The sequence below is a fragment of the Deltaproteobacteria bacterium PRO3 genome, assembly GCA_030263375.1.
Lineage (GTDB): Bacteria > UBA10199 > UBA10199 > DSSB01 > DSSB01 > DSSB01.
In genome coordinates, this window is sequence record SZOV01000116.1 from 1 (window position 1) to 10,657 (window position 10,657).

Genomic DNA, 10,657 nt, shown 5'->3' on the forward strand with positions numbered 1-10,657 from the left:
AAGATGCTGGAAAAGCTGCGCTTCAGCGTCCCCTTCTTCCTGGGCCTGGGGCTTTTGCCCTTTCCGATGAAGCTGGTGCACTGGGTGGGGCCGCCGATCTCCGTCAAGGCCCGGCGCGGCGAGTCCGTCGCCCGGCGGGTCGAGCGCATCCACCGCGAGGTGATCGCCTCGGTCGCCGGCCTCGCCCAACGAGACCTCCGTCTCAGCCCTCCCAAATCCCGGCCCTAGCGCCTGTCCCTGGGGTTCACGAAATTTCATATCTGGCGGTCTCGCCCCCCGATTTTTTGGAAAAATTTCCGAATTCCTCAATTATTTCAATGGGGAGCATTTATGGCACCGCGCCTGCAATCTATCCCGGCGACAACGCACTCCTCTCAAAGGCACTCCAACCATTGAAAGGAAGATCGAAATGAAAACGCTGACTCAACTGAAGAACAAAATCACCGTCACCCTTTTGGCCCTGGCCTGCGCCTTCACGGCCCAGACCGCGACCGCGGCGGTGCACGACATGAAATCCAACGACTATATCCGGGTCACCATCCCCGAGGCCAGCTTGGCGGATGCGCGACTCATCTACAGCATCGACGACAACAAGGTCGAGGCCTTCCCCAGCCACGGCGAGGTCGTGACCTTCCATGCGGAACAGAACGACTTCTTGGCCATCCTCTACTTCTCGGCTCAGGCGGAGACGGCGGACAGCTTCTTGTTCCAGATGACCGGGACGAACCCCGTGGGTTCGGATCACTTCATCAAGTTCAAGTCGACCGGCGAGCAGGTCCAATATAACGGCGACTCGCCCATCTATCTCAACGCGGTCGGCGCGACCGTCGAGGTGATCGCGGGCGGCAACTTGGATGAGATCGTCGACGAGATTCCCGCTCCGATCGTGATCGGCGAAGAGTCCCAAGACTTCTCGAAGGTCGGGATGCTCGAGATGCGCTTCGTGGTGAAGGCCGCCGATGCCCCGGACGGCGACGGCGATGCCAACGACGGCGGCAACGACGACGGCGGCGAGCTCCCCGAGGGTCAACCGGCCTCCGGCGGTTGCGCGATGGTCGCCGGCGTGGACGGCGGCTCGGCCCTCAACCTGGCCGGATTCGCCGCGGCCGCGGCCTTGAGCCTGGCCCTGCGGCGCCGGGCGGCCCGCAAATAAATGTGAGTCCCTAAACCCGATAAGGCCCCCGCCGGCGACGGCGGGGGCTTTTTTTATCCATCGTCCGGACTTGAGGAATCAGGGCAAAATCCGCCGGGCGAGCGGGGCAAGATCGGGAGCGCGGTTGCGCTTCACCGGCGCGAGACGCCCTTACTTTCGGAATTGGAAATTCTCGGGAAGGTTTGGCAAGAGCCCGGGCCCTTCGATGAGGCGCAGCCGGGGATCGGCCAAGTCCCGATCCTCGATCGAGGGCAAGGAGGGCGGGGAAAAATCCACCGGGCGAAGCGCCGGCGGGTTTCGCACTCGATCCTCCTCGGCGATCTCGGACTCCTCCTTCAATTGCAGGCAGGTCTGGCAGGGCGGCGCGGGGCAAAGGGCCGGGCAGTTTTGGCCGATGCAGCGGGGAGGGCAAGGCATCACCAGGGGCTCGCTCTGGAAAAATTTCCCGGCGGCATCGGTGTAAACGGCGACCAACTTGAGGAAGCGGCCGTTCATCCGCGCCTGAAACTGCTCTCCCTCGACCGTGACCATCAAAGGACATTCCGGGAGCGGCGTCATGCCGAAGCCGCCCATCGACCGCTCTTCGAAGGCGCCGAAGGGGCCGGCCTCGAAGCCCGAGACCCAGCTCATCAATTGAGGCTTCGGCTCCTCTTCCGGAAAAAGCAGCTGCGACTCCGCGACCGGTATCCCGCAATTGCCGCGCCCGTCCTTGGTCTTCACCACCGCGACGTTATTGGCCTTCCTCCCCTCCTGGCCGTGACCCTCGCCGCCCACCTGGATCGAGCCGGGGTTGAAGGCCGCCTCGGGGGCCGCGACCGGGCCGGCCGCGAGGTTTTCGCCGACCGCCGCGCCGCCGGGCCCCCCGCCCGGAGCGGCGGGACCGCCGGCCCCGGCGCAGGCCCATAGGAAGGCGCAGAGCAACGGCAGCGGAGCCGTGAAGGCAAGACGATGAAATTCCCAGCGTTTCATGAACCCTCCCAAAACCGAGGCTCGATTTTCATTGTAGGAGTGCGTGCGGGCGAAGACAACGGTCTTTCCGGACCTATCCTCCTTCTCGACTGGGCCAGCGGGCGCTGTTGCGTCAGGACAATTCCACCCGGATCTTTTCCAGCTTGCGGTCCCGCAGGTAGCTCTCCCTGGCGAAGTCGGGGAGCTCGGCGAGCAGCCCTTCCAAGTCCCGCAGGGCGGCCTCGATACAGGCCCGGGCCCTTTCGGGTTCGCCGAGACGCTTCGCCACCAGGCCGCGATCGAAGGCCACCTCCCAAAGCAGCGGACGGTGGTTCAGCCGGTGAAGGCCCTGGTGGGCGCGGTTCAGGGACGCGGCGGCCTGGGCCAAGTCGGGGTTCGGCCGGTCCCTCAGGATGCGCCCCAAGACCAGTTGGGCCAGGGCCTTGAAGTGCGGGTGGCGCAGGCGCTGGGCGAGGTCCAAGGCGTAACCGGCGTCCAGCTCGGCCGCGGTGTAGCGGCCCTGCTCCCACAGAAAGAAGGCGCGGTTGAGCAGGGTCTGTGCGTAGGGCAGCCAGAGCCCGCGGGGCCGAAGCAGGTGCAGGGCCAGGTTGAGCTGGGTCTCTTGGAGCTCGCGGCGGCCGCGCTGCCCCGCCAGCAGGGCAAGGGAATTGTGGGCGACCGCCTGCAGCTCGGGATAACGATGGACGATCGCGAGGCGCAGCAGGGCGTAGCAGCGCTGCTCGGCCTCGGCGGCGCGCCCCAGATAAAAAAGCAAATTGATCCAGTTCTGCAACAGGCGCCCCTGCAGCCAGGGGTGGGCGGCGCGCCCCGCGCTCAGCTCCGCCGCGGCGAAGAGCCGGGCGGCGGCGCGAAAATCGCCCCGCTCTTGGCGGAGCAAAGCCAGGTTCATCTCGGCCAGGCCCTGCAGATAGGGATCCGCGGCGCGCTCGGCCAGTTCGATCGCCGCCGCGAAGGACTCCGCGGCCGCCGAAAAATCCAGGCGCTGCTTCGCGATCGAACCGCGCAGGTTGGCCGCGCGGGAGCGGCCCGGCAAATCCTCGCGGGCGAGATACGCCCCCTCGGCCTCCCGCAGGGCCGCCTCGGCGGATTCGAGATTTCCGAGCGCCCATGCGGCGCGGGCGCGGATCTCGCAAGCCAGGCCCCGCTCCTCCGGTGAGGCCTGGGCCGGGAGGGTCTTCAGGGCGCGCTCGGCCTCGCCCGAGGCGACATAGAGTCGCGCGCAGCGCAGGGCCGCCGCGGGTGGAAGCTCGGCGGCCTCCGCCCGCAACCGGTCCGCCCAGCGCGCGCCGGCCTCGAAGCGCCCCTCCGCATAGAGCCTCTCCAGCTCGGCCTCGATCCGTCCCCAGCCGCGAGTCGCGGGCGTATTCTCGTCGATCGCATCGCTCGCCGCCAAGGCATAGCGCCGAATCTGCCTCGCCTCTCGACGCTTGAGCAGGCCCTCCCGCACCCAGGCCTCCAGGTGCGGTACCAGCCAGGCGGCCTCTACGTCCAGGAGCCCCGCGAGGGTCTCCGCGTCGAGACCCGGGGGCAAGGCGCGCAGGATCTCGACGACCCGCGCGCGCCGCTCCCGCCAACGCGCGGCGTGCTCGGGCAGCAGCCGGGCGGGATCCGGCGCTCCTTCCGGCCGCCATGCCCAGGCGCCGTCGGTCCATTGCAGGGCGCCGCTCTCTTGGAGGGCCTGCAGGAGGGTTTCGAGACGCTCGGGCGAGCCCACCCCCAGCTCGGCCAAGGCCGCCGCGAGAGGCCCGTCGGGAAGGTCGCGGAGCTCGGCCCAGAGGAATTCCAAGACCTGCTCGCGCGTCCAGGGCTTGAGCTCGAGCCAATGCGGGGCGAGCAGCTCCAGGGAAAAACCCCGGCGGGTCGCGAGCAAGGCGGGGAGCCCCGCCTCGTCGAGCCGCTCCAGGAGCGCAGGTAGGTCCTCCGACTCGGGGGGCAGGTCGACGAGCAGCGGCGCCTTCGCGCGCGCGGCGCGGCTTAGGGCCGCCTCCAGCTGCGCCGACGCAGCGACCCGGACGGGAAAGACCCGGCGCAGCTGCAGGACCTCTTTGACGCGGGCGAGCAGCCGACTCTTGCCGCTGCCCGGCGCGCCGGAAAGAACGGTGACGCCCGGCGCGCCGCTCGCGAGGCGCTCCGCGAGCTCGTGAATGAGGTCGGCGGAGAAATCGTAACGGGACTCGGCGAGGATCCCCTGCGGCAGGGCCGGCGCACTCAGGCGGAAGTCTTCGCCGAGGCTTTCGTTCATCGCCGCCAAGACCTCGCGAGCCGAGGCGAAGCGCGCCCGCGGGTTGCGCGCGACCATCCGACGCAACAGGACCCCGAAGGATTCGGGCAGCGCGGGGGGCAGCGGAACTAGAGCCAAGGGCTCTTCATAGATCTGCTCCTGCATCATGAGCAGAGGATCGCGGTGACGCAGCGGGAAGGCCCCGAAAAAGATTTGGTGGAGGAGCATGCCGAAGGCGTAGAGGTCTGCGGCCGGCCCCGGGGCCTGCTCCAGCAGCAGCTCGGGGGCGACGTAGGGCGGCGTGCCCATCGTCTCGCCCGCCGCCGCCCGGCCGCGGCGCCGCCACTCGGCGCCGCCGAAGTCGATCAGCTTCACCCGCGGCGGCTCGACACCCTCGGCCTCGGCCACTAGGATGTTTTCCGGCTTGAGATCCAAGTGCAGGATGCCCTTGCCGTGCAGGTAGTCGAGGGCGCCGAGCACCTGCAGGATCAGCTGGAATACATGATTGAGGTCGGCCTCGCGGGTCGCCGCGAGCAGGTCGCGGCCGACGATATAGTCGGAGGTGAAGTAGATCCCGCCGGGCGCCACGCCCAAGTCATGAACCCGGGCCAGGTTGGGGTGCTCCAGACCCGCCAGCGCGGCGAATTCATTTTCCAGCAGCGCGCCCAAACCGGGATCCGAACCCCGCGCGGCCTCGACCCACTTGAGGGCCCGGCGCGCGCCGCCCTCTGCCTCGTCCTCCACCAAGTACACCACGCCTCCCCCGCCGCCGCCCAGCCGCCGCAGGACGCGGTAACGGTCCGCGATTCGGCGCGGCGGCGAGGCTTCGGACGGAAGCGGGGAAGCGGCGACGACCTCGGCGGATCGAGCGCGCCTCGGCGCGGGGCCTTTGCCCCCGGCGTCCCGATCCGGAGACGCGGCCCCGGCGTGCCCGGCCCGGCGCGTGCGGCGCGGGCCTTGGGGCGCGTTGCGGGCGAGGACGCGGTAGACCGTCGGCAGGGAGACGCGCACCTGCCTCTCCTGTTCCAACAGGAGCCGGATCTTCTCCCCCGAGCAACGCAGCTCGCGGCGGTAGGCCTCGATCCAACGCTCCACTTCGGGGGGAATCTTTTTCGGCGAGCGCTTGGGGCGCCGCGAGCGCGTAAGCAGGCCCTCGCGGCGAAAACCGGAATCGCGAAAGCGCCGCCACCAATATTGGTAGAGCTGCGGGGAAATCCCCGCCTCGCGGCAGGCCTGGGCGGGGCTCCCCAACTCCAAGGCGCGCAGCAGGAGCCTGGCGCGAGATCGAAGCTTGGGGTCGCCGGCGCGGCAGAGGGATTTGAGGGTTTCGGCTGGCTTTTCGGTCATTATAATTAAATTATTGATTTTATTTATATAAATATAAAATTAATAAAAAATCTTTAGATTAAAATTTATTTGATCTGAAAATTTATTTTCTATTACAAATAAATAATATTTTAAAATAAAGTATTTATAAAAATAAATATAAAAAATCTTAAGATTAATATTATCAAATATCATTGTTAAAATTAATAAATCATAATTTGAAATAAAAACGTTAATTATGTTTGTTTAATTAATTTTATTACAGATATTTAATTTTTAATTAATAATATGTAATTATTCACTAAAAATATTTAGTGTATAAATTATTTAAAATTCATACATAAAAGTCCAAAAAAGGGTTTCTGCCAAAATTTTTAAATAACCCAATAATTTCAAATAAATATTTTCAAAATTCCCGCTAAGGACCTCTTGGCTCGTCCCTTGCAATCTTTCCGGACATGGCGGCGAAGGCCGCTGGAAGGGGGATGCGATGAACGCAGGGGCTGTCCGAAATTCTTCGAACTATTACCTTAAATCCTATGGGCTGGAGGAAAAGTCCTTCGCCGCCGATGAGGAAACCCTCGAGGCGACCGAATACGGCTTTGAGGCGGAAGGGGCCGAGGACCTGGGAGGGCTCTCCTATTACAGCGAGGCCTACGGCGAAGCGACCGAGACGCAAGATGCCGTTCCGCAACTCTTCGCCTCCGTCGTTCTTGAGGAGCTGCGGGGTCAAGAGGCGGGGCTCCAGGCCCAGCTCGAGGAGCAGCCGGAGAATCGGATGGCGCAGGAGAGCCTTCGCGCCGTTCAATTTTTGATGAAGCGCCTCATTCCCTACGGCAAGGACGCCGAGGTCCCTTCCTACCTGCGCGACGAATACCTTCAATTACAATTGCAACTCAGGGTTTCGCACCACGTCTCCGGTCCCCTCGAGCGCATCGAGCGTCTCAGCCCAGGCATCGAGGCCGCCCTCAAGGGTCAGGACCTCCCTCCGGAATTGCGCCGGGAGCTGGAGGCGATCCTGCCCAAGCTTCGCAAGGCCAAGGCGGCCCTTGAGCTCGCGCAGGACCCGGAGGCCGCGGCCCAGGCCGAGGCCGCCGTGGAGGAGGATTTGTCTCGCGCCGAGGAAATCTTCGGCGACTATCAGGAAGCGCACGAGGCCTGGAAGGCGGAGATCGCTCAGGCCATGGAAGATTTCTCCACAAAGCTCCGACTCTCTCCGGCCCGCGGTTACGACCGCATCAAGATCGCCAAGCAACTCGAGATATTGAAGGCGCAGTTCGAGGCCGGCGAACTACCCCTGCAGGAAGTCGCCGACCAGCTGCAGGGTCTCGATTTGCAACTGTTGATGGGCGAGCGCGGCCGCTGACGCGAAACCGACGCCGCCCCAGGCGACACAGACTCACGGCACTCCAAGAAATACCCAAGAGGATCGAAATGAACGCAAAATGCAAAACCGTGAAAAAAACCTTGTTCTTGATCTCACTCCTCGGGATCGGCGCGCTGGGCGCCGCCTGCGGCCGGTCGGCTTCAACGGGGGTGGAAGCCGACTTGAGTCCCGTCGCCGATCCCGGATTCGTCCAAGAAAACCCGCCGCCCGCGGCCGACAACCCCGCGGAGAGTCCGGCGGCCGACATCGGTGAGGAACCGGGCGAGACCCCGGCGCCGGAGGGACCCGGCGCCGGGGACGAACCCGCGACGCCGACGACCTGCTACCGCTTCGCCTTCGTCTCCGACCGGGCCCCGGCCGAGAACGTCTTCCTCTCCGACAGCTGCAACCCGGGAGTCGTCGTTCCGCTCACCGACAACACGCGGGCGAGGACGCATTTCGGGAATCTCTCCTTTAATGCCGACGGCGACGCCCTGGCCTTCGACCGTGCCGTCGTATCTATCCCGCTGGGCGAACCCGTCCCTATCCTCGCCCGCTTGGGCGCGGCTCCGGCCGTGCTCGAGACGCTGGACAGCGGGGACTTGGGCGCCTTCGACGCCGGCGTCTTCGCGCCGCAAAGGCTCGCCTTCGAGCCCGGCGGAAGCCGCGTCGCCTTCGTCGGCGTCAGCACCCACGGCGTCGGCCTGGGCGCGGACTTCCGCGTCATCGAGGTCGAAGAGCTCAGGGTCTACGACGCGGCCACCGGCGAGGGTCGCGCCCTGATCAACACCCTGGACGACCGGCGCAAGATCGGCAGGATCGCCTGGAAGGACGCCGGTCACTTGATCTTCTCCATGCGCCTCGGCGAGGGGCCGCAGCAACTCTACCGCTACGACCTCGAAGGCCACGACTTCCAAGCCCTCGAGCAAGGCACTCCGTCCTACCGGAGCTTCCCCATCGAAGGCGGCGCCCCCGCCGTGAAACCGGGTGGTTCGCAACTGGCCTTCGTCCGCAAGGTGGACGGAAAAAACCAGATTTTCGCCTGCAGTTTTGTTCGGCGCGGCTACCCGGCGCTCAACCCGAACGCCTGTTCCGGGATCCGCCGGCTCACGAGCGAGGGGGCCAACACCGATCCCGCCTGGACGCCCGACGGGCAATTTCTCTTCTTCACCTCGGACCGGGACGGGAACGAAAACATCTATCGGATGAAAAAGGACGGCACCGAACAGACCGCGTTGACGGCCGCCTTCTCCGACGAGAAGCGCGTCGCCGTCCACCCGCAGAGCTTTACGGCCCCTTGATCCCAAACCCAAGGGACCGACCGAGCCCTCCCGTCCCGGACCAAGGGCCAAGGCGAGCAAGAGGACGGCCACCACACCGTTGATCAGCGCGATGTGGGAGGTCGCGCCGGAGAGCGCCGGTCCCCAAAAGGCCGAGAAGACCTGCTTGCCCAGCGACCAGAAGGTGATCGTCATCACGAAGAGCATCGGAAAGAGCGTAAACCAGTAGCGGCGCCCGCTGCGCTTGAGCCAGACGGTGACGCCGACCAAGGTGAGCGCGGCGAGCAGCTGGTTGGAGGTGCCGAACAGGACCCAAAAGAGCGACCAGCCGCCGCCCTTCGCCAGCAAGATAAAGACCGCCGGGATCCCGACGGTCAGCGCCGTCGCGGCCAAGGCGGCCCCGCGCCCCTCGCGTCCGGTCAACTCCTGCAGGATGTAGCGGCCGAGCCGCGTCGCGACGTCAAGCGTGTCGAAGACGAAGGTCGAAAAGGCCATCGCCCCGAAGGTGATCGCGAAGACCAGGTTTTCCTTCCCCAGGATCAGCGTCAAAAACTTTCCGATGCCCGCGCCGTAGATCGCGCCGGGCGAGCCCTTCGCCTCGCCGTTCCCCAGGATCATGATCGTCGCCAGGGCGATCATCGCGACGAAGCCCTCCAGCAGCATGGCCCCGTAGCCGACCGAGTGGCAGTGCGTCTCCTTGTCGATCTGCTTGCTGGTCGTCCCCGAGCAGACCAGGCCGTGGAAGCCCGAGCAGGCCCCGCAGGCGATGGTGACGAAGAGGAAGGGGAAGAGCGAGCCGGTCAGGCCCGGCGCGTTCCAGGTCTTGAAGTAGTCCTGCTTGATCTCGTAGCCGCCGAAGAAGATCCCGATCACGCCGACGGCCAAGGCCATGTAGAGGACGAAGCCGCCCAGGTAGCCGCGCGGCTGCAGCAGGAGCCAGACGGGGAGAAGGGAGGCGACGAAGCAATAGCCCAAGATGATCAGCCCCCAGCTGCGCTGCGAGAAGAGCATCAGGGTCGAGATCTGGGTCCCGTACCAGACGACGCCGAGCGTCGCCGGCACGAAGATCAGGGTCATCAGCCAGAGCGGCGGGTTCCATTTCTTCTGCACCAGCCCCATCACGATCGAGAGCAGCAGGTACATCGCGCTGGCCGCCGCCACCGCGCCGCCGCGCTCGAAGCCGAGGTTCATGCCTTCCAGCTCCTCGATGCGCCCGACGAAGGTGCCCGCGGTGATGTCGGTGAAGGCGACGATCACGTAGAGCAGCGAGACCCAGATGAAGAGCATCATCGCCAGCCAGGCCGGCTTGCCGACGTTGAGGCGGATGATCTCCGCCACCGAGTGGCCGCGGTGCCGCACGCTCGCCACCAGCGCGGAAAAGTCGTGCACGGCCCCGATCAGGACGACCCCCAAGCCGATCCAGAGCATGCAGGGCAGCCAGCCGAACTGCTGGCAGGCGAGGATGGGGCCCGCGATGGGACCCGCCGCGGCGATGGCGCTGAAGTGCTGCCCCAACAAATAAAAGGGCTTGGTCGGGACGTAGTCGACCCCGTCGTTCAGCTCGTTGGCCGGCGTCGTCGCGCCCGCGTCGAGGCGGAAGGTCTTGGAGAGGTAGCGGCCGTAGAAGTGGTAGCCGAGAAAGAGAAAGAGCAGCAACAGGCCGGAGAGCAGGGGTAACGACATGGCGGGCGAATTTAGGGGCAAGCGGCCGGGGCTTCAAGGACTTTCCCGGCCGATTTCCTTTCCCCGACTTCAAGTCTTTGGCTAAGTTGGCGGCGATGAGCGGTATCTCGCGATGGACCCTCTATTTCCTGGCCGGCATGGGCCTGCTCTTCGCCCTCCCTCCCCTCCTCGTCGTCTTGTACAAGCTGTATTTTCGCCTGGGATGCAAGAAGGCCTATGGCCGGGTCCTGCGCATCGAGAGAAACCCCGACCCCGACGGCGCCGGCGTCTTGATCCAGCCCGTGATCGCCTTCCACGACGAAGACGGGCGACTCTTGGAGGTCCGCACCGGCATGGGTTACGGCCTCAAATACCTCCCCGCGGTGAATGCAACCGTGAAGCTCTACTACCGGCCCAACAGCCAACCCCTTCGCGTCCAAGTCGCCAGCCGGGGTCTCTGGGAGATCTCCGGGATCTTCATCCTGGTGGGCCTGTTGATGATGCTCACCCTCCTCTTGGTCTTGTGGAATTCCCCCTAAACCCCCGCGCCCCGTTCTTTTCCACATGGGCACAATGAGCGTTGTAAAAGTTCATGACATCTAGAGAGTGGAAGGGGTCCTGCTGGAGCCAATCGAGGTAACGCAAGTAGGTCTCGAGAATCGTTAGTTTTATTCGTCTGG

The 10,657-nt window shown here is 64.8% G+C and carries 6 protein-coding genes and 1 pseudogene; 4 read left to right on the forward strand and 3 right to left on the reverse strand.

Translation table 11 applies throughout. From position 1 onward, the window contains the following. Positions 1-409 precede the first annotated feature (409 nt). Positions 410-1,153 (forward strand): hypothetical protein, encoded by a 744-nt coding sequence (locus tag FBR05_13470; GenBank protein ID MDL1873187.1) that lies wholly within the window; start codon positions 410-412, stop codon positions 1,151-1,153. A gap of 150 nt (positions 1,154-1,303) precedes the next feature. Here FBR05_13470 and FBR05_13475 read toward each other — a convergent pair whose 3' ends face one another. Further along, entirely contained in the window at positions 1,304-1,876 is a 573-nt protein-coding gene (locus tag FBR05_13475; protein MDL1873188.1) for a hypothetical protein, read from the reverse strand. 358 nt (positions 1,877-2,234) lie between these two features. After that, positions 2,235-5,690, reverse strand: coding sequence for a hypothetical protein (locus tag FBR05_13480; protein MDL1873189.1), 3,456 nt, complete (start codon positions 5,688-5,690; stop codon positions 2,235-2,237). 469 nt (positions 5,691-6,159) lie between these two features. Between FBR05_13480 and FBR05_13485 the strand changes: the two genes are divergently transcribed. Together FBR05_13485 and FBR05_13490 are read left to right on the forward strand one after the other, a co-directional pair. Continuing rightward, positions 6,160-7,035, forward strand: a complete 876-nt coding sequence (locus FBR05_13485) for a hypothetical protein (GenBank protein MDL1873190.1) — start codon at positions 6,160-6,162, stop codon at positions 7,033-7,035. Positions 7,036-7,889: 854 nt separating this feature from the next. After that, the gene (locus FBR05_13490) at positions 7,890-8,336 is read left to right on the forward strand and encodes a hypothetical protein (protein ID MDL1873191.1); all 447 of its coding nucleotides are present in this window, start codon (positions 7,890-7,892) and stop codon (positions 8,334-8,336) included. 42 nt (positions 8,337-8,378) lie between these two features. Here FBR05_13490 and FBR05_13495 read toward each other — a convergent pair. Further along, a pseudogene (locus FBR05_13495) lies at positions 8,379-9,998 on the reverse strand (carbon starvation protein A). Between the two features lie 95 nt (positions 9,999-10,093). On the opposite strand from FBR05_13495, the gene FBR05_13500 reads away from it, so the two are divergent. After that, positions 10,094-10,516, forward strand: a complete 423-nt coding sequence (locus FBR05_13500) for a DUF3592 domain-containing protein (GenBank protein MDL1873192.1) — start codon at positions 10,094-10,096, stop codon at positions 10,514-10,516. The last annotated feature ends 141 nt before the right edge of the window (positions 10,517-10,657 follow it).